The sequence below is a fragment of the Confluentibacter citreus genome, from assembly GCF_002807055.1.
Lineage (GTDB): Bacteria > Bacteroidota > Bacteroidia > Flavobacteriales > Flavobacteriaceae > Confluentibacter > Confluentibacter citreus.
Window position 1 is genome coordinate 685,361 of the sequence record NZ_NIXN01000001.1, and the last position, 21,774, is coordinate 707,134.

Here is a 21,774-nt window from a genome sequence, read left to right on the forward strand (position 1 = left end):
AACAATATTATATTTGTATAAATCTCGTTTTCAATGTTATTTTGAAAACGAGATTTTTTTTTGTAATAAACAGATATGAAATGACCCAGTTACTTGAGTATATTATTGCCTACACCAAACTTCCTGAAACTTCAGTAAAAAACACCATTCAACTTTTAAATGAAGATTGCACCATTCCCTTTATTTCCCGTTATCGAAAAGAACGTACAGGTAATTTAGATGAGGTTCAAATTGGGGATATTGTAAAGTATAAAGATCAGTTTGAAGCTTTAGAAAAACGTAAAGTAACCATTCTTAAAGCACTTGAAGAACAAGGCGTTTTAAGTATGGAATTAAAACAAAAAATTGTAACGGCTCCAGACATAACAAGCCTTGAAGATTTATACCTGCCCTTTAAAAAAAGTAGAAAAACCAAAGCAGAAACCGCAAGAAAAAATGGCTTGGAACCTTTGGCAAAAATAATCATGAGTCAAAATGCCAATGATGTGGAGTCGCTAGCATTTAAATATGTAAAAGGCGACGTGGCATCCGCTGATGACGCTTTGGAAGGAGCCAGACATATTATTGCGGAATGGATTAATGAACGTACCGATATTAGAAACAATATCAGGCAGCAATTAGAGCGTTTCGCCATGATTTCCACAAAAGTGGTAAAAGTTAAAGAAACCGATGAAAATGCTCAAAAATTTAGAGATTATTTTGATTGGGAAGAATCACTAAGTAGAATACCATCCCATAGATTATTGGCTATTCTAAGGGCAGAAAACGAAGGATTTATTAAAGTGAAAATACATGTTGATGATGATAAGGCTTTAAGTAAAATTGAAGATAGAATCATTCGATCCAACAATGCTTGTTCTGAACAAATTCAATTAGCTATTCAGGATGCCTATAAAAGGTTATTATTGCCATCCTTATCGAACGAAGCGTTACAGCTAGCTAAAGAAAAAGCAGATGAGTCCGCCATTACCGTATTTGCTAAAAACTTGAAACAATTATTATTAGGTTCCCCAATTGGTGAAAAGCGTGTTTTAGCAATAGACCCAGGGTTTAGAACTGGTTGTAAAGTGGTGTGTTTAGATGCACAAGGGCAATTAAAATATAACGAAACTATTTATCCACATCCACCAAAAAGTGATGCTATTGGTGCAATGAAAAAAATAAGCTCACTGGCCGATGCTTATAAAATTGAAGCTATTGCTATTGGCAATGGTACGGCATCCAGGGAAACAGAAGACTTAATCCGGAAAATTCATTTTAAAAATGATATTCAGGTGTTTGTAGTGAGTGAAGCGGGAGCCAGTATTTATTCAGCTTCAAAAATTGCAAGAGACGAATTTCCGAATTATGATGTGACTGTAAGAGGAAGTGTTTCTATTGGAAGAAGGCTACAGGATCCATTGGCGGAATTAGTTAAAATCGATGCCAAATCCATTGGTGTTGGGCAATATCAGCATGATGTCGATCAGGCCAAGCTTCAAAAATCTTTGGATTTTGTCGTAGAAAATTGCGTGAATGCAGTTGGAGTGAATATCAATACAGCTAGTAAATCCTTATTAAGTTATGTATCGGGTATTGGTCCCAAACTAGCCGAAAATATTTTTGAATATAGAAATGGGCATGGTGCGTTTTCTTCAAGAAGTGATATTAAAAACGTACCACGTTTAGGAGATAAAGCTTTCGAACAAGGGGCTGCTTTTTTAAGAATAAAAGATTCTAAAAACCCATTGGATGATTCATCGGTACATCCAGAAAGCTATCCTATTGTTGAAAAAATGGCGATGGATTTAGGCAAAACGGTGCAAGAGTTAATAGGGAATTCGGAATTGCTTCAAAAAATAGATTTAAAAAAATACTGTTCAGCATCTGTTGGTTTGCCAACACTTCAGGACATTATAAAAGAATTGGAAAAACCTGGATTGGATATTCGTGAGCAAGCCAAGGTGTTTACCTTCAATCAGAATATAAAAACCATTAACGATCTACGAGAAGGGCAATTGCTTCCAGGAATTGTTAATAACATAACCAACTTTGGTTGTTTTGTAGATGTTGGTATTAAAGAAAGTGGCTTGATTCATGTGTCCAACCTTTCAGATAGTTTTGTAAGTGATGTTAATGCGCATGTGAGTTTGCACCAACAGATTATTGTCAAAGTTTTAGAGGTTGATATTCCGCGAAAACGTATTCAATTAAAATTGCATAAATAAGCCTAAAAATAACCACAAATACACTTTTTATATTGGTGTATTTGTGGTCTTGGATAAAAAATCATGATTAAGACGCTATTTTAACCTGTTGAGGCTCAACGATGGCATTTTTAATGTGTGCATGCCAATTTTCAATGCGTTGTAATTCAAAATCTTCACTTAAATCTTCGTCCAAGTTAAAGAAATTAATAATTACATTGGCTTTAGCAGCAGATTTATAAACCAATTCTAAATCTATATGCTTTAACGACGTCACCTTATTTGCACTATTGCTGTTGTAGCTTTTAATGATATGGCATTGTTTTATGTCTGTTAAAGAAATATTGCTAATAATGGGTTTATCTTGTTTAAAGCTAATATATGTAAGTGTCTTGTTATCGTTACTGATACCAATAAAATTTTTTCGCCATATCTCTTTTGCGCGGTAAACGATTCCATTATTCTTTATTAATAACTGGGATTGTTTTTTTACACTCATTGTGTTTTTGGCACCATTGTAAATAAATATTATGAAAGGGACAAATACGCTTAATACTAAAAGCGCAGAAATAACTACTAAAGAAGTTTTCATCTTGTATATTTTAAATTAATTTTTTTGAAATAGATAAAGCCACCATTAAATACTTAATGATGAAATTTTTATAAACACAATAAAATTAAGTGGCTACAAGAAGGAGTGAAACGGATAAATGATGGTACGTGTGGTTAAATTTAAATCTATGAGATTACATACTTTAAGATAGTTATAACCCTCATCTAAAAATACCTTTTTTAAACACGTAAACGTGTAAATAAAATTGGCATTTGTTAGTTTTTGTTTGTCAAAACTTAATAATTCAAGGAAAGAATTATTAGCTGAGATGGCAGATGTATTATATAAACCATCAATTTTAATATCATGCGTATGGGTAATTGCCTGAAATGAAATTGTGTTTTCTGTTTTAAACAGAAACAAAGAGAAGAAACTTATAGTAACCGTTAAAAGAAAACAGTTAAATTTTAGCATTTGGCTTTGAAATTATAATACGCAAATGTATAAATAAAGCGTGTTAATAAATTAATAATTTTTCTATCATTTAAAGCACATTATTTCATCAGAAAATGGTGCAAACAAAAAATGCGAACCACTAGGCTCGCATTTTTTGTTTTGAATACAAATTACTCTATCTATTCATGTTTTTTATTTCGTTCATAAAGGTGTCCAAATCCGCACCATTACTAACCAATGTTAATGCTTTATCAATAATGTATTTTACGTTTACCGCATGAAACCCTAAACCTACACCAATTTTATTTAAAAGTTTGTGCTCTGGGTCACCATTAATTTGGTCTACATGCACCATTCTTACCAAATCATATAAACGTTCTAAACGTCTATCATATTCAAATGGTGGGTTAATGGGGTGAGATGCATAATCTTTTAAAATAAGTTTATAATCTTCTTCGCTTATATCCAAATTACGGGCTAATCTATCCAAAAATGCTTTTTCATCATCAGAAATAAAACCATTGTCCATAGCGACTCTCACGATGGCAGCAAAATGGTCTTCGTTACGCTTTTTAAATCCACTATCAAATAAATCAGAAAACGACATATATTTTGTTTTTTAAAGTGGTGCAAACCTACATATTTTTTTCATTTTTTTTGCACAAAACAAAGTGAAAAAAAGCATATATCCATGTTAATTATTAGAAGCGAATATATGTAAACCTTATATTTGCAATCTTTAAAAACCATAATTACGTGAGTAAAACCAATCTCTCGCAAACCTATTCACAGATTTTACAAGTACAAAATCTGCAAAAAGCCATTGCTCAAAATCAAAGTAGAACACATCTTAAAGGCCTTGTAGGATCTTCATTTTCATTTGTTTTGTCAAGTGTTTTTAAGTATGCCGACAAGCCTTTTTTACTAGTTTTTAATGATAAGGAAGAAGCGGCTTTTTATTTAAACGACCTTGAGCAGCTAATTAATACTAAAGATGTATTGTTTTATCCAGGAAGTTACAGAAGACCTTATCAAATTGAAGAAACGGATAATGCCAATGTGTTGCTACGAGCTGAGGTTTTAAATCGTATTAATTCGCAAAAAAAACCAGCGATTATTGTGACATACCCTGATGCACTTTTTGAAAAAGTTGTTACCCGAAAAGAATTGGAACGTAATACCTTAAAAATTAGTGTCGGCGATAATTTGTCCATAGATTTTGTTAACGAAGTCTTGTTTGAATATCAATTTAAACGTGTTGATTTTGTAACCGAACCGGGCGAATTTTCGGTTAGAGGTGGTATTGTAGATGTGTTTTCGTTTTCTAACGATGAACCTTACCGAATTGAGTTTTTTGGAGATGAGGTGGATAGCATCAGAACTTTTGACGTGGAAACGCAACTATCCATTGAACAAATAAAAAAAATTAACATCATTCCAAACGTTGAGAATAAATTTTTGAATGAAGAGCGTGCCAGTTTCCTAAAATACATTGCTTCAAAAACAGTGCTTTGTTTTAAGAATATGGATTTGTTTTTTTCTAGAATCGATGATTTTTATGGAAAGGCAGAAGCCGCTTTTAAAACACTTTTAACAGAGATTAAACATGCCAAACCAGAAGAATTGTTTTGTAATTCAGCATTACTGAAAAGGCAACTTTTTGATTTTTCGATTATTGAGTTTGGGTCTTCTGCTGTGATGTTGGGCGCAGTCGAAACATCAAAAACAATCGAATTTAATACCTCTCCACAACCTTCATTCAACAAACAATTCAATTTATTAATTGAAGATTTAAACACCAATTACGATAAAGGGTTCACCAATTATATTGCCTGTGTAAGTGAGCAACAGGCCAAGCGTTTCCATGATATTTTTGATGATTCACATTTGGAAGTGAAACCCTATAAAACCATCACATTATCATTACACCAAGGTTTTGTGGATCATGATAATAACATAGTTTGTTACACCGACCATCAAATTTTTGAACGTTACCACAAGTTTCATGTTAAAAATGGCTATGCTAAAAAGCAATCCATCACTTTAAAAGAACTCACTAATTTAGATATTGGCGACTATGTAACCCACATAGATCACGGTATCGGTCGTTTTGGTGGCTTACAAAAAATTGATGTGGAAGGAAAGCAGCAAGAAGCCATTAAATTGGTTTATGGGGAACGTGACGTATTGTATTTAAGCATTCATTCCCTTCATAAAATCACCAAGTTTAGCGGGAAGGATGGAAAACCTCCAAAAATTTATAAACTTGGTAGTAATGCTTGGAAAACCCTTAAAGAAAAAACAAAATCGAGGGTTAAACACATTGCGTTTAACCTGATTCAATTATACGCCAAGCGGAAAACCGAAAAAGGCTATCAATACCATCCAGATAGTTACATGCAATTGGAGTTGGAATCTTCTTTTTTATATGAAGACACGCCCGATCAAATAACAGCAACTGCTGATATTAAAGCTGATATGGAAAGCGAACGCCCGATGGACCGATTGGTGTGTGGCGATGTTGGTTTTGGTAAAACCGAAGTCGCTATTCGTGCCGCATTTAAAGCGGTAGATAATGGTAAGCAAGTCGCCGTTTTAGTGCCGACAACCATTTTGGCATACCAACATTCCAGAACGTTTTCTGAACGTTTAAAGGATTTCCCGGTAACGGTAGATTATTTAAACCGATTTAGAACCACCAAAGAAAGACGGGACACCCTAGAAAATTTAGAAAATGGCAAAGTCGATATTATCATTGGCACACACCAGTTGGTTAATAAAGAGGTAAAGTTTAAAGATTTAGGACTTTTAATTGTCGATGAAGAACAAAAGTTTGGCGTGGCTGTTAAAGAAAAACTAAAAACGTTGAAAGAGAATGTTGATGTGTTAACTTTAACGGCTACCCCAATACCTAGAACGCTTCAATTTAGTTTAATGGCAGCAAGGGATTTATCGGTTATTACAACGCCGCCGCCAAACCGTTATCCTATTGAAAGCCATGTGATTCGGTTTAATGAAGAAACCATACGCGATGCCGTGAGTTATGAAATTCAGCGTGGCGGACAAATATTTTTTATTCATAATCGCTTAGAAAATATCAAGGAAGTGGCTGGTATGATCCAACGTTTGGTGCCAGATGCTAAAATTGGGATTGGCCACGGACAAATGGATGGTAAAAAATTGGAACAATTGATGCTGGCTTTTATGGATGGCGCGTTTGATGTTTTGGTAAGTACCACGATTGTTGAAAGCGGATTGGATGTACCGAATGCCAACACCATTTTTATAAATAATGCCAATAATTTTGGTCTGAGTGATTTGCACCAAATGCGAGGTAGGGTAGGACGAAGTAATAAAAAAGCGTTTTGTTATTTTATTACCCCTGAATATTCGGCTATGACGGATGATGCTAGAAAACGTATCACGGCTTTGGAACAGTTTACGGAATTGGGTAGCGGATTTAATATTGCCATGAAAGATTTGGAAATTCGTGGTGCAGGCGATTTGCTAGGCGGTGAACAAAGCGGATTTATTAATGAAATTGGCTTTGAAACCTACCAAAAAATATTGAACGAAGCCATTGAGGAGCTTAAGGAAAATGAGTTTAAGGATTTATATGATGAGGACATTGACAATAAAGTTTATGTAAAGGAAGTAACCATTGATTCTGATTTCGAGTTGTTATTTCCAGATAATTATGTGAATAATATTGCCGAACGTTTGAATTTATACACCCAATTAAACGATTTAAAAACCGAAGAAGATTTACAAAAATTTGAAACCCAAATTATAGACCGTTTTGGGGAATTGCCAAAGCAGGTTCAAGATTTATTAAATAGCGTCCGCATCAAATGGATTGCTACCAAAGCAGGTTTTGAAAAAGTCATTATGAAACAAGGGAAATTCATTGGGTATTTTATAAACGACCAACAAAGTAGTTTCTACCAAAGTCATAATTTCACAAAAGTGTTGCAATATGTTCAAGCTAATCCGAGAATGTGTCAGATGAAAGAGAAACAAACCCGGAACGGTTTAAGATTGTTATTAACCTTTGAAAACATAAAAACAGTGAAACAAGCTTTAACGGTTTTAGAACCGATTGTGGCCTAGTTATTGAATCAATTTTTTAAAAAATAGTTATAAATGAAACGTCTCATTTTTTTAATTGCCATCATTCCGAATATCTTTTTTGGTCAGCATACCATCAGGGGAACTTTTTCTCCGGCAGCAGATTTTAAAGCAGTATTATTATACAAAATAACGCCTTCAAAATTGGAGTATATAGAGAATGCCATGCTGAAAGAGGATGGAAGTTTCGAATTGAAATTAGATTCCACAGCAACAAAAGGCATGTATAAATTGATTTACGCATTACCCGAAGACGAGCATTTTATTGATATCATCTACAATGGAAATGAGGATATTGAATTTACGTTCAATCTTAATGACAATGTGGTTTACAAGTCATCTAAAGAAAATAAACTAATAACTTCTTACATGCACAGCATGGCCATGATACAACAAAGCATAAATAATTTTTATGCTCAAAAAAGTGAAGATTATAAAGTACTGGAGTCTATTTTTAAAACCCAACGAGAAACACAAACTAATTTTGAAGGCGCCGCTTTAGGGACTATTGCATTACATTTCATAGAGGCAAACAGATTCTACATTCCAGAAAAGCAAGAAGATGTTAAAACTTATATGAATAATTTGGAAACCCATTTTTTTGATTATGTGGATTTTAGTAATGAAGTGCTACAAAGTTCCAACTTTTTAAGAGAACGGATGTTTAATTATGTCTTTAGATCGTCGCATGAAGGTCTGGACGACGTTTCAAATTACAAGAAGAACATTGATGTTTTTTATAAAGCCATGAACGAAGCGCCTTTAAACATTAAGAGCAATTTGCTTTTAGAATTATGGGAACGCATGGGAAAAGATGGGTTTGAAGAAGTTGCCAATTATATTGCAGATAGTTATTTAATTGATATAGCAAAACTTCAAAACAATAAGGATCTGGTCTATAAGTTGACTACTTTCAGAAATATTTCCATAGGACGTAAAGCGCCCGATTTTTCATTTGAAATTAAAGAAAACAACAAAAACACCATTAAAAAATTAAGTGAATTGCAAGGGGCCGAAAATTATATTATTGTATTTTGGAGTAGCACCTGCGCGCATTGTTTACATGAATTGCCGCAATTACACGATTTTATAAAAACCCAAGAAAAGGACAAACTAAAAGTAATAGCAATAGGATTGGAAGGTGAGGCCAATAATTGGAGTGATACCATTACTAAATTCCCAGATTTTATTAATGTATTTGGTGAAGGAAAGTGGGAGAATGTTATAGGGGATGACTATGGGGTTACTGCAACTCCAACTTATTTTATATTAAACAAAGACAAAGAAATTATAGCAAGACCAGATGATGTTGTTGCTTTAAAAGCGTTTTATCAGAAGGATTAGAAATGATAAAAAGCATTTTCTAAATGTTCTATTTTAAAGCCTTTGCCTTCTTTTATAATGGCAATAATATCAAACCGTACTTCAACATCTAATTGGTTTGTAATCACATATTCATCTACAGCTTTGACTAACCGTTGAATTTGTTTGGGTTTTACAAAATCTTGCGGATTTCCAAAATCGATAGTAGAGCGTGTTTTTACCTCTGTAATAGCTAGTATATTATCTTTCAGGGCTATAATATCAACTTCAGCTTTATCAAAACGGTAGTTACGGTCTAAAATATCATAACCGTTTTTCAGTAGAAAATCTACAGCAAGTTGTTCTCCTTGCGTGCCTAATTGGTTGTGTTGAGCCATGATTAAATGTAGTAATTATTTGGCAATTACAAACTGTCAATCAATTTTATATCGCAAACCAAAAAACAAACGCCGACCTTGATTGGGAGCAAAAACATAGCTTGGATCGAATGTTAATGCGTAAGGATTTTCGTTTGTTGGTATGACTTGTCCGTTAGAATCAAATGCCACATTCTTATCAAATGGGTCGTGAGCTCTAGCAATTATAAAAGGGTTTCCTTTGTTGGGTGTCCAATTCAAAAGGTTTTTTATACCTGCATAGAATTCAAAATTATGCAATCCGTTATAAGTAAATTGGATGTTTTGAATGCTCCAAGTAGGTGAATATTCTTGTCGCGGGTCTAATGCACCAAGTAAAGGCAAACGCATCGGCCCATAGATATTTCCGGAGTAATCCACTACTATATTTGTTTTATAATTTGTATAGCTGAGTGCCCACGTTCCTGAGAATTTTTCAGTTAGAATGGGTCTGGTTTTTATATTATTTTCCGTTTTTGAAACCTCCTGAAATGTGCCACCTATTAAAGCTTTAAAATTGCTGTTAAACATGCTATCAAAATTAAAACTAAACCCTTTGGTGGTTGAAAACCCATCTAAATTATTATAGATAATTTGGTTCGGATTGGTGTCATAATCTGGTATAATGGCATTGTTGAAATAGGTGTACCAAGCAGAAGCATCAAAAGTAAATAGCATGCCATTTTCAAGGTACATCTTTTTTAGATAGTTGAAATTGATATTATAGGAGGTTTCTGGACGCAGGGTTTCAGTAATAATAACGTCCCTTGCGCCAGTTAAGGCAGCGTGTTCTTCAGTAAAAAGGTTTACGACTCTAAATCCCGTTCCAGCATTGACCCTTAAAATATCATCATCCGTTAATTTATAACTGTAGGCGATTCGAGGCGTTAAAATAGAACCATGCCGATTGTCATAATCATATCGCATACCCAACAATAATTTTTGTTGCTCACTCAGTTTTATTTCATCTTGAACAAATACCGAAGGAATCGTTATAACATCTGCTGTTTGTGTTGCCGTGGTATTGTCGTTATAAAAATTATATCTGGCACCCATTCCAAATAACAAATCGTGACGATTTAAGGTTTTATCCCAAATAAACTGACCAAACCCAATACGTTGTTTTGCCAAATATAAAGTTGTTCCGTAAACGGAATTTTGATTGTGGTCTGAATACGAAAATTGAAACCGCACTTTTTCTTTTATAGGAAGCTCATAATTGCCAATAACTTCATAGCGTGTGGTATAAATGCTTTCGCCATAAACGCTATCACCGCCTCTAAAACTTTTGTTCCATTGCAGTTCGCCACCCCATCTGTCCTCATAAAAAAACCGACCAGCTAACGAAAGCTTATTGCCTTTCTTTTGTTTGAATTCCCATTTTTGAAATAAGGAAATACGTTCTTGAAGCGTAACATCGGTAAAATTATCGTGGTTGTTATCAATGGGGTTGTTATAGTTAAAATAGTTTGTGCCCAATAATAGAGAACCATTTTGGCCGATTTTGGCTTTTAATCCAACATCCAAATTTAATTCGCCCCAAGAACTTGTAAAGCCATCTGTAAAAAATAAGGGCGCGTTTTCTGGTAATTTAGTGATGATATTAATCAAGCCACCAACAGCTTCACTGCCATAAAGTGACGATGCAGGACCTTTAACAATCTCCACTTGCTCGATAAGTGAATTGGGAATACCACTTAATCCATAGACAGTTGATAAACCACTCACAATGGGCATTCCATCGATGAGAACAAGCGTATAAGGACCTTCTAAACCGTTTATGTGAATATCACCCGTGTTGCAAACATTGCAATTTATTTGAGGACGCACACCATTGACGTTTTGAAGTGCTTCAAAAATGTTTGGCGTCGGATTCTTTTTAAAGAAAGTTCCACTATAAACCTCCACAGGAATAGGCGTTTCCAATCGGCTGACGGCTTTCATCGTGCCTGTAATAACGACTTCGTTTAAAGATTCAGTTTCTTCTAAATTGAAGTTTATTATTAAGTTTTTATTAGAAATTTCAATATTCTTTTTAACCGTTTTGTAACCTGTGAATGATGCGTAGATGGTGTAATTTCCGGGACTTATGTTGTTGATTGCGTATTTGCCATCTTCATTTGTTGCGCTTCCCAACGTGGTGTTTGCCATATAAATATTGACGTAAGGCAACGATTGTCCGTTTGAAGTAACGCTACCTTCAACGGTAAATGTGTTTTGCGAATAAAGAATAAACACGTTAAAGAATAATAACCCAAAAAAACACCTCATTTCTAAATAATAATTTTTACAAATATAAATATATTTTTAGTCTTGTCTAAAAATATATTTATATAAAAGTAAATATATTTTATATCTTTGTTTTTTAAAACGGACACATGGTAACACTCTCAGAAGAAAACTATTTAAAAGCGATTTACCATTTGGGAAAGCAAGGCAGCGTTGCTGTAAGCACGAATGCCATTGCGGAACAAATGGAAACCAAAGCCTCTTCGGTTACTGATATGATTAAAAAATTAGCAGATAAAAACCTAGCCAATTATATAAAATACCAAGGTGTTAGTTTAACTAAAGAAGGCCGTTTAGCCGCCGCATCCGTTGTTAGAAAACACCGTCTTTGGGAAGTTTTATTGGTAGAAAAACTAAATTTTTCCTGGGATGAGGTGCATGAAGTGGCAGAGCAATTGGAGCATATAAAATCTGAAAAACTGATTAACGAATTGGATGCCTTTTTAAATTATCCAGAAGAAGATCCACATGGTGACCCCATTCCCGATAAAGATGGGAATATTAAAAAAGTTGAAAAGATATTATTATCGCAAGTAAGCGAAAATCAATCTTGTATTTGTGTAGGTGTTAAAGATTCCTCAACCGATTTTTTAAAGTACTTAGATAAACATCATATTTCATTGGGAACTTCAATAAAAATTATTTCCAAGGAAAAATTTGACGAATCCATGACCATTGACGTTAATAATACCCTTATCAATATTTCAAAAACAGTTTCCAATAATATTTATGTAAAAAAAGCATCTTAGTATGGATAGTATTATTACTTATTTTGAGACTATAGACCCTATTTTAGGAGCCCTGTACGCATCATTGTTCACATGGATTGTAACAGCTTTAGGAGCATCGCTGGTTTTTTTGATCAAAGGCATAAACAGGGCGTTTTTTGATGGCATGCTCGGTTTTACAGGCGGCGTTATGGTAGCGGCTAGTTTTTGGAGTTTATTGGCCCCTGGTATAGAAATGAGTCCAGGAGAAGGTTTTGTGAAAGTCATTCCTGCGGCTGTAGGTTTTGCTATGGGAGCTTTTTTTATTTTCGGATTGGATAAAGTGTTGCCTCATTTGCACATTAACTTTAAAGAAACCGAAAAAGAAGGTGTTAAAAGTCCGTGGCATAAAACGACGTTACTTGTTTTGGCAATTGCCCTTCATAATATTCCAGAAGGTTTAGCGGTTGGTGTTTTATTTGGAGGTGTTGCTGCGGGTATTCCAGAAGCAACTATTGGCGGAGCCGTTGCTTTGGCCATTGGTATTGGCATTCAAAATTTTCCAGAAGGTTTGGCGGTTTCCATGCCCTTACGCCGTCAAGGAGTGAGTAAATTTAAAAGTTTTTGGTACGGACAAATGTCGGCCATTGTTGAACCCATAGCAGCTGTTATTGGCGCCGTTGCTGTTACTTTTTTTATCCCTATTTTGCCTTATGCCTTGGCGTTTGCTGCTGGCGCCATGATTTTTGTGGTTGTTGAAGAAGTGATTCCTGAAACGCAACGTGATAAATACACCGATGTTGCCACACTTGGTTTTATTGGGGGATTTATCATTATGATGACCTTGGATGTGGCATTGAGCTGATTTATTTCATTTTTACAACAAAAGTGGAGGGGGAAGATTTTATAAATAGTATAGTGACTCCACCAAGATTCGAACTTGGATCTAAAGTTTAGGAAACTTTTGTTCTATCCCTTGAACTATGGAGCCGTAAAAGAAAAAAAACTTACATCAAAAATGTAAATTTTTCTAAACACATTTAGCCAATGTGTATTTTGTAAAAATAAGTTTTTTATTCTTTACCCTAAAAGAATATATCTTCTATTTTTAAGTTGAAAAGGTCTCCATTTTCGAATGCCGCTGTTGGGCTTGTATCAAAACGTTCCATTTAATTCTAGAATTAAATAAACCCTCAGTAAGATTATTCTTTAAAAATTTTTAGAATTCGATTCATAATAATCTTGTTGAGATATTAAACCAAAATCGCTGTTTGTGTATGTTTTTAAAGTGTTCAACGAGAAGCAATTAAATCAATTAATGATTTTTGATATGTTTTGGTTAAAAACAAAATATTTTATTGTATTTTCGTATTAAATCTAGTACACTCGATTAAAAGCAATTAATTAAACACGTTTCAAGAAATTTACTAATCCTTAAATCAATTAAAATATGAAAAAAATTACTCTATGTTTACTTTTTACCTTATCTATATTTGCTGCTTATGGGCAGGAAATTACTCTGATAGATTTTGGTGCCACCAGTACGCTTGGTAACTGGAATAATGTAAACGACCCTGGAACATTAAATTCCTTCACAAACTTAATTGATGATGATGGAGTAACTACTGGAGAAGTATTAACCCTAACTGATATTTTTGGACCTTTCGCTAGTAGTACGGGCACTCAAACTCCAGATGGTGGCTTGCCATTTCCAGATACGGCGACCAGAGATAGCTATTATGGAGACGATGCTACAGAACCAACAGGAGGTTTTACTCTTTCGGGTTTAGAAGCTGGCAAATATTATTCGTTTACCATTTTTGCGTCTAGAGAATCTGTTGATCCTCTTGATAATAGAGAAGCATTGTATACCATAACAGGTGATGGCGCAGCGCAAACAGCCACTTTAGATGCCAGAGAAAATACGGCTAACGTTGCTACCATACTTAATGTACAACCTAATATAGATGGTGAAATTACCATTCTGGTGCAAAAAGGATCTGCTAATGATAACTCTGATGGGTTTTACTATATAGGTGCTATAGAGATGACAAAAACTGATGATATCTTATCCAATAAAAAGTTTGGCATCAATGGAACTGTAAGTGTTTTTCCTAATCCATCATCAGAATCACAATTCGTAAAAATAAATTTAAATCTTAATACCGCTGCTCGAGTTAAAATGGATGTTTACGATGTCACTGGTAAATTGGTGAAAACATTATTAAATGAAGAGAAATCAGCTGGATCTTTTGTTCAAACATGGGACAGATCTAATGTGGCTTCAGGACTATACATATTAAAAATTGACGCTGACGGTAGAAATCAAAACTCAAAATTAATATTGAAATAGACTTTTTATACTATTGCCTTTTTAAATTTCCAAGTCATAATAAAAAAATCGCTTGAAATCCAAGCGATTTTTTTATGCTATTTTTGCAACATGCTTCAAGTAAAAAATATCTCCTTTAGCTATAATAAGCAAACTGTTCTTGACAGTATTAGTTTTTCGGTCAATGCTGGCGAACATGTTTCTATTATTGGTGAAAGCGGATCGGGAAAAAGCACCCTTTTAAAATTGCTTTATGGGGCTTACGATTTGAACGAAGGACAAATATTTTGGAAGAACCAAGAAATTCTAGGTCCAAAACACAATCTTGTGGTTGGGCATGAATTCATGAAATATGTGGCGCAAGAATTTGACTTGATGCCTTTTATATCCGTTTCAGAAAATGTTGGCGCTTTCTTATCTAATTTTTATCCTGAAGAAAAGCAAGCGCGCATAAAAGAACTTTTAGAGGTTGTAGAATTAACGGATGACGCAAAAACGAAGGTTAAAAATTTGAGTGGCGGACAAAAACAACGTGTAGCCTTGGCCAGAGCCATAGCCAAACAACCAGAGATTCTTCTCTTGGATGAACCTTTTAGCCATATAGATAATTTCAAAAAGCAATCATTACGGCGAAATTTATTTAAATATCTAAAAGAAAAAAACATTACATGTATGGTTGCTACGCACGATAAAGATGATGTTTTGTCTTTTTCAGACCGAATGATCGTGTTGCATGAGGCTAAAATTATGGCAAATGGTTCTCCTAAGGATTTATATGAAAACCCGCAAAATAAATTAATAGCTTCTTTTTTTGGGGAATTCAACAACCTTAAATCCCATGGTATTCTCTATGCACATCAACTCAAATTGGTAGATACATCAAATTTAAAAGCAACCGTAAAAACATCTTATTATAAAGGAAGTTACTATTTAATTGAAGCGGATTTAAATGGAGAAATAGTATTTTTTGAACATCCAAATCAAATTGAAAATGGATTGCAAATTCATCTTGCTATTTAGAAAACAGATTCAATCTTAAACTTCTGTTCTCTAAAAACAATCTCGTCTCCAACTGATTTACCCAAAAGTAATTGCCCAATAGGTGTACTAGAAGAAATAGCATAATAAGTGTCGTTTTCAACCGTAAATTCTCCAGCACTAATAGAAATAAAATAATTGTTTTGAGATGTCATTACAAGGCTTCCCAAACCAATGGTTTCAGAGGTTTTAGATATATCAATTTTAGAAAACGACTCTTTTAATTTTTGGATGTCGGCTAATTGATTGCCTGCTTTTTCACGTTCCAATTGCAACATGGCCCTACCTGTTTCATGTTTGTCGCCAGCACTACTTTTTGTTTCTGATAATAACGATTTTTGAATATCGTTAATAGTATTTTGTATGGTTTGAAATCTATTTTCAATAAAATTTAAGCATTGATTATATAAAGCTTCTTTGAGTTTTAAATCATTTATCATCTTTTTTATTATAATCTAATTTTCCAAAGAATCCCATTTGTCTCACTATCCAAACTTGTCGGCCCTGAATATAAGCAGAAGCAGGATTCGCCCTATATCTCATGGGGCTTGGTAATACAGCAGCTATGGCGGCTGCTTGGTAGCTTGTTAATTTGGCCGCTGGTTTTTTAAACCAATGTTGAGCTGCCGCTTCTGCTCCATAAATACCGTTACCCATCTCAATACTATTCAAGTAAACTTCCATAATGCGTTCTTTAGACCAAAAAAGCTCTATTAAAAAAGTAAAATAGGTTTCCAAACCTTTGCGTAACCAACTGCGATGTGGCCATAAAAAAACATTTTTTGCGGTTTGTTGGCTAATGGTGCTAGCACCTCTGGTACGCTTGCTTTTTTTGTTATGTTCAATCGCTTTTTCAATCGCTTTCATATCGAAACCATGATGGTTTAAAAAGTTTTGGTCTTCGCTACAAATAACGGCTAGTTGTAGATTTTTAGAAATATTATCAATGGATTCCCAATCGTGTTTCCAAACCACATCTTCCCCACTTGTAGCTTGTTGAACGGTTCGTATCACCATCAAGGGAGTTGCAGGAACAGGAATCCATTTAAATACAATAACTAAAGCGATGGAAATGGCAAAAAACCACCCAATCATTTTTAATAAAAATTTAAATACTTTTTTAATCATAATCAATCTAATAATTGTACTAATTCTTTACCTATTAAACTCCCAATAGCAATGCCCATACCACCAAGGCGTACACCGCAATATACATGATTTCCCAATGGTTTTACTATGACTTTTTTTTGTCCCGATAATCCCACACCCATAATCCCACACCATCGATGTTCTATTTCAAACGGGGTTTCTGGTAAAATAGTTGTTTTTAAAAGGGTTTCCAATGCGTTTTGGATATGTTCGGTTTCATTAAATTCGGTAGTTTCTTCACCTTTAAAATCTAAGTTTCTACCGCCGCCAAACAAAATTCTGTTATCTATATTTCTAAAATAATAATAGCCTTTATCTAAATGAAATGTGCCTTTTATATGTAATCGTTTTATGGGTTTTGTGATGAGAACCTGCGCCCGAGCCGGTTTTACATCTTCATTAATTAATTGTGCTGCAAATCCATTGGTGGCGATAAATAGCTTACGGGTTGAAAATTCTAATAAATTAGTTTTTATTTTCACTGAATTGTTGGATTCTTCAAAATGTTCAAGAGTTATATTGTTAAGGATTTTTATACCTTTTGATTGCACTTTTTTAAGTAAGGCTTGCATCATCATTCCAGTATCAATTTGACCTTCAAACGGATTGAAAAATATATTGCCTTTTAATGTTCTTAAAATTGAACATATTGTTTTTTAGACTAAAAACGTCTGTTTTAAAAATGGGTTTGAGGAATTTATTAATCTTGTTTTTTTGAGACAGACAGGTTTCATAAAGGGTATCGTCTGTATTGTTGAACAATTCGAAACCACCATTATTTTGATAATTGACAGCTTTATCGCCCAACGTTTTTCGCAATAAATGTAAGCCATAAAAGCGTTTTTCCACGAGTTCTAAAACCTCATTTTCAGAATGTGATTTTAAATCTTCAATGATTTCACTTAAACTACCAAAACAAGCAAAGCCGGCATTTTTTGTGCTAGCACCTTGAGGAAGCATGCCTCTTTCTAATATTAATATCTTGGATTTTGGGAAGCGTTCTTTTAAAAACCAAGCACAGCTTAAACCTACAATACCACTACCAACAATAGTATAATCTATGTTAGTGAACCAGTTTTTTATTTCCCAGTAAGATAGGTTCAAGGTTTTGGTTGTTAATTGTTTGCAAAAGTAGTGAAATTGTACTTTGGTTGTTAGTAGCGCTAACACGCATAAAAAAAGTCCCAATTATTAAATTGAGACTTTTTCTTTTTATTCTTCAGTCGCTGGTTTTTCAATGACAAAATCTTCCATAAACTTCGTGGTATAATTACCAGCTAAATAATCTGGATTTTCCATTAATTGTCTGTGGAAAGGGATGGTCGTTTTTATACCCTCAATAACAAATTCATCTAAAGCACGTTTCATTTTGCTGATAGCTTCTCCTCGTGTTTGAGCGGTGGTTATTAACTTGGCAATCATGGAATCGTAATTTGGCGGAATGGTATAACCTGCATATACATGGGTATCTAGACGCACACCATGGCCTCCCGGGGCATGTAATGTTGTAATCGTTCCAGGAGATGGTCTAAAACCATTATAAGGATCTTCGGCATTAATACGACATTCGATGGAATGTAACTTAGGGGTGTAATTTTTACCAGAAATTGGCACACCAGCAGCTACCAATATTTGTTCGCGTATTAAATCGAAATCAATCACTTGTTCTGTGATGGGATGTTCTACTTGAATACGAGTATTCATTTCCATGAAGTAGAAATTACGGTGTTTATCTACCAAAAATTCAATAGTTCCGGCACCTTCGTATTTGATATATTCCGCAGCTTTTACAGCGGCATTACCCATTTTTTCCCTAAGCTCATCGGTCATAAATGGCGAAGGTGTCTCTTCGGTTAATTTTTGATGACGACGTTGGATTGAGCAATCTCTTTCTGATAAATGGCATGCTCTTCCCGTAGAATCACCCACGATTTGAATTTCGATATGTCTTGGTTCTTCAATGAGTTTTTCCATGTACATATCGTCATTTCCAAAGGCTGCTTTACTTTCCTGTCTGGCAGAATCCCAAGCATCTTTAAGTTTTTCTGGTTTCCAAACAGCACGCATGCCTTTTCCTCCACCGCCTGCCGAAGCTTTGAGCATCACTGGGTAGCCTGTTTTTTTAGCTACTTTTTCGCATTCTTCGTAGGTTTGTATAATGCCATCACTACCGGGAACACAAGGCACACCAGCTTCTTTCATGGTTGCTTTGGCATTGGATTTGTCACCCATTCTATCAATCATTTCTGCCGTGGCACCTATGAATTTGATGTTGTGTTCTTCACATATCTTTGAAAATCTGGCATTTTCAGATAAAAAGCCATAACCTGGATGAATGGCATCTGCATTGGTAATCTCGGCAGCTGCGATAATATTGGAAATTTTAAGGTAGGAATCTTTACTTGCAGGAGGTCCAATACACACGGCTTCGTCTGCAAACTTAACATGTAAACTTTCTGCATCAACTGTAGAATACACAGCTACGGTTTTAATGCCCATCTCTTTACAAGTTCTAATAACACGTAGTGCTATTTCGCCTCTATTGGCAACTAATATTTTTTTAAACATAACTTTAAAAATTAAAAATTACAAATTCCAATCTCAAAACTCCATATAATGGATTTAGAGTCCCGACAACTATCGGTATGTGGTATTGGAATTTTTAACTGGTTATGATGGGTCTATTAAAAATAAAGGTTGATCAAATTCCACTGGAGAAGAATCGTCAACTAATATTTTCACTACTTTTCCAGAAACTTCAGATTCAATTTCATTGAAAAGTTTCATGGCTTCTATAATACAAAGCACATCGCCTTCTGAAATAGTTTGTCCAACCTCAACAAACAAAGGTTTGTCTGGTGATGGTTTTCTATAGAAAGTTCCAATTATGGGCGATTTGATTGTTATGTATTTCGAATTTTCTATAGGAGCGGGGGTTACAGGAGCAGAAGCGTCCGTAACAGGTTTTACTTCACTTATTGGTGCAGCTGCTACTTGAGGTATTTGAGTTGCTACTGGAGCATAGTGCACAGCGGCAGTGTCTGGATCTGGTCCGGTCTTGATGGTGATTTTGATATCATCCATCTCCAATTTAACCTCACTCGCGCCAGATTTGGCAACAAACTTGATTAAGTTTTGAATCTCTTTTATATCCATAATTTGCTAATTAATTAATTTTTGGTTTGGTTAGTTTACTGAATTATATGCCCATTTTAAATAAATAGATCCCCAATTAAATCCACCACCAAATGCGGCAAATATTAAATTATCTCCTTTTTTTAGTTTTGATTCGTAATCGTGTAATAATAGAGGCAACGTAGCAGAGGTTGTATTCCCATATTTTTCTATATTGCTCATTACCTTTTCATCTTCCAATTCTATACGTTGAGCCGTAGCATCAACGATACGTTTGTTTGCTTGATGTGCTACTAACCAAGCAAGATCGTTTTTAGTTAAACCATTTCTTTCCATTATTTTTACCGTAGCATCTGCCATATTAAAAACAGCATTTTTAAAAACAGTTCTTCCTTCTTGAAAGGCATATTGACCTCCTTTTTCTATGGCTTCAACAGATATAGGGTACGATGAACCACCATATGTAGCTTGCAAAAACTCCCTTCCTGTACCATCACTTCTTAAGTATTCGTCTTGTAATCCTAGACCTTCTGTGTTGGGTTCAAATAAAACAGCACCAGCACCATCTCCAAAGATAATACAAGTTGCTCGATCTTTATAGTTAATTATTGAAGACATTTTATCGGCTCCAATTAATAGGATGCTTTTATATCTACCAGATTCTATGTAGCTAGCTGCAACAGACATGCCATATAAAAAACTAGAGCATGCGGCGTCCATATCAAATGTAAATGCGTTTGTCGCTCCGATTTCGGACGCGGTGTAAGCGGCCGTAGATGCTGCTTTCATGTCGGGTGTTGCTGTAGCAACAATAACTATTTCTATAGTCTTAGGATCTATTCTTTTTTTATCGATTAGATCTTGGGCGGCTTTTATAGCTAAATAGGAAGTTCCTTTGCCATCATCTTTAAGAATTCGACGTTCTTTAATTCCCGTTCGGGAAGTTATCCATTCGTCGTTTGTGTCAACCATAGTTTCAAGTATTTGATTGGTTAACACATATTCTGGTACATAGGCACCTACAGCTGTGATTGCCGCAGAGATTTTACTCATAACTTTATAGTTAATTTGACCAAAAAATCACAAAAAAATCATGAAAATGCTCAAAATTTCTTCAAATTAGTGAATTTTGGTCTAATATTATACAAATTAAGTGGTTTTTGAATTGTTATGAAAACATATCATAAAAAAAACGCTCACATGTGAGCGTTTTGTTATATGCGTGCATAATAATTATGCTAAATTTTCTACAGCTTCAGAGTTGTCAATTAAAACTTGACCTCTATAATAGAGTTTTCCTTCATGCCAATGTGCTCTGTGGAATAAGTGAGCTTCGCCTGTTGTAGGACATGTAGCAATTGTTGGCGCAGTTGCTTTGTAATGAGTTCTTCTTTTGTCTCTTCTTGTTTTAGAGATTTTTCTCTTAGGATGTGCCATTTTATATAATTATTTTTTATCCGTTAATAGTTTCTTTAATGTATTCCAACGAGGGTCTATATCCTCTTCTTTTATTTCTTTTTTTGGGTCCATTTTCGGACTCAATTCTTCTAGTTTTTTAAGTATGTCCGAATTTAATGTTCCATCGATAACGCCTGGATGCACCCTTTTAATTGGTACAGCAAGTACAATTAATTCATAGATGTATTGTTGTATATTAATTTCATAAGCGCCATGTGGAAGGATTAGAATATCTGTATCTTCATCATTATATTCATCTCCAAACTTAACCACTAAATCAAATTCATTTTTAATTTTTTGGTCGTAAGGCTCGTTAGTTAAATCACAGTTTACATTAACTATTCCAGAAATTTTAAAATGTAGTTCCATTAAGGTTGTCTTTTTATTTAGATCAACTTTAACTTGAACATTTACATCATTAAAATCTTCATACTCAAAATATTCAAAGAACGTTTTCTCAATATCATAATCAAAGTGATGAGAGGCTATTTTTAATCCTACAAATGGGATTGTGAACTCTTTTAACGGCTTCATTATCACATCTAATTTGAGCCTGCAAATATATAAATTTTTATTTAAGTGGCATTACTTATAAACTTTTTTTTGTTTATAGGATTTGCTGCAT

General features: G+C 34.4%; 19 protein-coding genes, 1 tRNA gene and 1 pseudogene. 7 read left to right on the forward strand and 14 right to left on the reverse strand.

Going from position 1 to position 21,774, the window contains the following annotated elements:
• Nucleotides 1-80: 80 nt before the first annotated feature.
• Nucleotides 81-2,207: a Tex family protein gene (locus tag CDH49_RS02970; RefSeq protein WP_100613803.1), complete on the forward strand. Its 2,127-nt coding sequence runs from the start codon at nucleotides 81-83 to the stop codon at nucleotides 2,205-2,207.
• Between the two features lie 67 nt (nucleotides 2,208-2,274).
• Here the strand turns inward: CDH49_RS02970 and CDH49_RS02975 are convergent, their stop codons facing one another.
• The 3 genes from CDH49_RS02975 to CDH49_RS02985 form a co-directional block, all read right to left on the reverse strand.
• Complete coding sequence (locus CDH49_RS02975; RefSeq protein WP_100613805.1) at nucleotides 2,275-2,778, reverse strand: hypothetical protein; 504 nt, start codon at nucleotides 2,776-2,778, stop codon at nucleotides 2,275-2,277.
• A 93-nt stretch (nucleotides 2,779-2,871) separates the two neighbouring features.
• The gene (locus tag CDH49_RS02980; RefSeq protein WP_100613806.1) at nucleotides 2,872-3,213 is read right to left on the reverse strand and encodes a hypothetical protein; all 342 of its coding nucleotides are present in this window, start codon (nucleotides 3,211-3,213) and stop codon (nucleotides 2,872-2,874) included.
• Nucleotides 3,214-3,370: 157 nt separating this feature from the next.
• Entirely contained in the window at nucleotides 3,371-3,802 is a 432-nt protein-coding gene (locus tag CDH49_RS02985; protein ID WP_100613808.1) for a tellurite resistance TerB family protein, read from the reverse strand.
• A 149-nt stretch (nucleotides 3,803-3,951) separates the two neighbouring features.
• Between CDH49_RS02985 and mfd the strand changes: the two genes are divergently transcribed.
• Both mfd and CDH49_RS02995 read left to right on the forward strand, forming a co-directional pair.
• A complete protein-coding gene (gene mfd, locus CDH49_RS02990) occupies nucleotides 3,952-7,305 on the forward strand; it encodes a transcription-repair coupling factor (protein WP_100613809.1) in 3,354 nt (1,117 codons plus the stop codon).
• 33 nt (nucleotides 7,306-7,338) lie between these two features.
• The gene (locus CDH49_RS02995; RefSeq protein WP_100613811.1) at nucleotides 7,339-8,667 is read left to right on the forward strand and encodes a TlpA family protein disulfide reductase; all 1,329 of its coding nucleotides are present in this window, start codon (nucleotides 7,339-7,341) and stop codon (nucleotides 8,665-8,667) included.
• Here CDH49_RS02995 and CDH49_RS03000 read toward each other — a convergent pair.
• Nucleotides 8,664-9,023 carry a YraN family protein gene (locus CDH49_RS03000; RefSeq protein ID WP_100613813.1) on the reverse strand — a complete coding sequence of 120 codons (360 nt, stop codon included), beginning with the start codon at nucleotides 9,021-9,023 and terminating at the stop codon, nucleotides 8,664-8,666. The two genes, CDH49_RS02995 and CDH49_RS03000, sit on opposite strands and share 4 nt — an antisense overlap.
• Nucleotides 9,024-9,059: 36 nt before the next feature.
• Entirely contained in the window at nucleotides 9,060-11,312 is a 2,253-nt protein-coding gene (locus tag CDH49_RS03005; protein ID WP_100613814.1) for a TonB-dependent receptor, read from the reverse strand.
• 107 nt (nucleotides 11,313-11,419) lie between these two features.
• On the opposite strand from CDH49_RS03005, the gene CDH49_RS03010 reads away from it, so the two are divergent.
• A complete protein-coding gene (locus CDH49_RS03010) occupies nucleotides 11,420-12,079 on the forward strand; it encodes a metal-dependent transcriptional regulator (protein WP_100613816.1) in 660 nt (219 codons plus the stop codon).
• Between the two features lies 1 nt (nucleotide 12,080).
• Nucleotides 12,081-12,902, forward strand: a complete 822-nt coding sequence (locus tag CDH49_RS03015; RefSeq protein WP_100613818.1) for a ZIP family metal transporter — start codon at nucleotides 12,081-12,083, stop codon at nucleotides 12,900-12,902.
• Between the two features lie 54 nt (nucleotides 12,903-12,956).
• On the opposite strand, the gene CDH49_RS03020 is transcribed toward CDH49_RS03015, so the two are convergent.
• Nucleotides 12,957-13,028 (reverse strand) — tRNA-Arg (locus tag CDH49_RS03020).
• 459 nt (nucleotides 13,029-13,487) lie between these two features.
• Between CDH49_RS03020 and CDH49_RS03025 the strand changes: the two genes are divergently transcribed.
• A complete protein-coding gene (locus tag CDH49_RS03025; protein WP_100613819.1) occupies nucleotides 13,488-14,390 on the forward strand; it encodes a T9SS type A sorting domain-containing protein in 903 nt (300 codons plus the stop codon).
• Nucleotides 14,391-14,480: 90 nt separating this feature from the next.
• Entirely contained in the window at nucleotides 14,481-15,389 is a 909-nt protein-coding gene (locus CDH49_RS03030) for an ABC transporter ATP-binding protein (protein ID WP_100613821.1), read from the forward strand.
• Here the strand turns inward: CDH49_RS03030 and CDH49_RS03035 are convergent.
• From CDH49_RS03035 to CDH49_RS03070, 8 genes and pseudogenes are all read right to left on the reverse strand, one after another.
• Complete coding sequence (locus tag CDH49_RS03035) at nucleotides 15,386-15,847, reverse strand: 3-oxoacyl-ACP synthase (RefSeq protein WP_100613823.1); 462 nt, start codon at nucleotides 15,845-15,847, stop codon at nucleotides 15,386-15,388. The genes CDH49_RS03030 and CDH49_RS03035 overlap by 4 nt on opposite strands.
• Nucleotides 15,837-16,535 carry a monofunctional biosynthetic peptidoglycan transglycosylase gene (gene mtgA, locus CDH49_RS03040; RefSeq protein WP_100613824.1) on the reverse strand — a complete coding sequence of 233 codons (699 nt, stop codon included), beginning with the start codon at nucleotides 16,533-16,535 and terminating at the stop codon, nucleotides 15,837-15,839. Before mtgA ends, CDH49_RS03035 begins: the two co-directional genes overlap by 11 nt.
• Nucleotides 16,536-16,537: 2 nt before the next feature.
• Nucleotides 16,538-17,660: pseudogene (locus CDH49_RS03045) on the reverse strand (NAD(P)/FAD-dependent oxidoreductase).
• A 108-nt stretch (nucleotides 17,661-17,768) separates the two neighbouring features.
• On the reverse strand, nucleotides 17,769-19,124 hold the full coding sequence (gene accC / locus CDH49_RS03050; protein ID WP_100613826.1) for an acetyl-CoA carboxylase biotin carboxylase subunit: 1,356 nt from the start codon (nucleotides 19,122-19,124) through the stop codon (nucleotides 17,769-17,771).
• Between the two features lie 102 nt (nucleotides 19,125-19,226).
• On the reverse strand, nucleotides 19,227-19,712 hold the full coding sequence (gene accB / locus CDH49_RS03055; protein WP_100613827.1) for an acetyl-CoA carboxylase biotin carboxyl carrier protein: 486 nt from the start codon (nucleotides 19,710-19,712) through the stop codon (nucleotides 19,227-19,229).
• Between the two features lie 30 nt (nucleotides 19,713-19,742).
• Entirely contained in the window at nucleotides 19,743-20,744 is a 1,002-nt protein-coding gene (locus tag CDH49_RS03060) for a beta-ketoacyl-ACP synthase III (RefSeq protein WP_100613829.1), read from the reverse strand.
• A 180-nt stretch (nucleotides 20,745-20,924) separates the two neighbouring features.
• On the reverse strand, nucleotides 20,925-21,128 hold the full coding sequence (rpmF, locus tag CDH49_RS03065) for a 50S ribosomal protein L32 (protein ID WP_100610355.1): 204 nt from the start codon (nucleotides 21,126-21,128) through the stop codon (nucleotides 20,925-20,927).
• A gap of 9 nt (nucleotides 21,129-21,137) precedes the next feature.
• On the reverse strand, nucleotides 21,138-21,683 hold the full coding sequence (locus CDH49_RS03070) for a YceD family protein (protein WP_100613831.1): 546 nt from the start codon (nucleotides 21,681-21,683) through the stop codon (nucleotides 21,138-21,140).
• Between the last annotated feature and the right edge of the window lie 91 nt (nucleotides 21,684-21,774).

Coding starts and splice junctions, on each gene's coding strand:
- CDH49_RS02970 (WP_100613803.1), top strand. CDS start 81: ATGACCCAGTTACTTGAGTATATTATTGCCTACACCAAACTTCCTGAA.
- CDH49_RS02975 (WP_100613805.1), bottom strand. CDS start 2,778: ATGAAAACTTCTTTAGTAGTTATTTCTGCGCTTTTAGTATTAAGCGTA.
- CDH49_RS02980 (WP_100613806.1), bottom strand. CDS start 3,213: ATGCTAAAATTTAACTGTTTTCTTTTAACGGTTACTATAAGTTTCTTC.
- CDH49_RS02985 (WP_100613808.1), bottom strand. CDS start 3,802: ATGTCGTTTTCTGATTTATTTGATAGTGGATTTAAAAAGCGTAACGAA.
- CDH49_RS02995 (WP_100613811.1), top strand. CDS start 7,339: ATGAAACGTCTCATTTTTTTAATTGCCATCATTCCGAATATCTTTTTT.
- CDH49_RS03000 (WP_100613813.1), bottom strand. CDS start 9,023: ATGGCTCAACACAACCAATTAGGCACGCAAGGAGAACAACTTGCTGTA.
- CDH49_RS03005 (WP_100613814.1), bottom strand. CDS start 11,312: ATGAGGTGTTTTTTTGGGTTATTATTCTTTAACGTGTTTATTCTTTAT.
- CDH49_RS03010 (WP_100613816.1), top strand. CDS start 11,420: ATGGTAACACTCTCAGAAGAAAACTATTTAAAAGCGATTTACCATTTG.
- CDH49_RS03015 (WP_100613818.1), top strand. CDS start 12,081: ATGGATAGTATTATTACTTATTTTGAGACTATAGACCCTATTTTAGGA.
- CDH49_RS03025 (WP_100613819.1), top strand. CDS start 13,488: ATGAAAAAAATTACTCTATGTTTACTTTTTACCTTATCTATATTTGCT.
- CDH49_RS03030 (WP_100613821.1), top strand. CDS start 14,481: ATGCTTCAAGTAAAAAATATCTCCTTTAGCTATAATAAGCAAACTGTT.
- CDH49_RS03035 (WP_100613823.1), bottom strand. CDS start 15,847: ATGATAAATGATTTAAAACTCAAAGAAGCTTTATATAATCAATGCTTA.
- mtgA (WP_100613824.1), bottom strand. CDS start 16,535: ATGATTAAAAAAGTATTTAAATTTTTATTAAAAATGATTGGGTGGTTT.
- accC (WP_100613826.1), bottom strand. CDS start 19,124: ATGTTTAAAAAAATATTAGTTGCCAATAGAGGCGAAATAGCACTACGT.
- accB (WP_100613827.1), bottom strand. CDS start 19,712: ATGGATATAAAAGAGATTCAAAACTTAATCAAGTTTGTTGCCAAATCT.
- CDH49_RS03060 (WP_100613829.1), bottom strand. CDS start 20,744: ATGAGTAAAATCTCTGCGGCAATCACAGCTGTAGGTGCCTATGTACCA.
- rpmF (WP_100610355.1), bottom strand. CDS start 21,128: ATGGCACATCCTAAGAGAAAAATCTCTAAAACAAGAAGAGACAAAAGA.
- CDH49_RS03070 (WP_100613831.1), bottom strand. CDS start 21,683: ATGAAGCCGTTAAAAGAGTTCACAATCCCATTTGTAGGATTAAAAATA.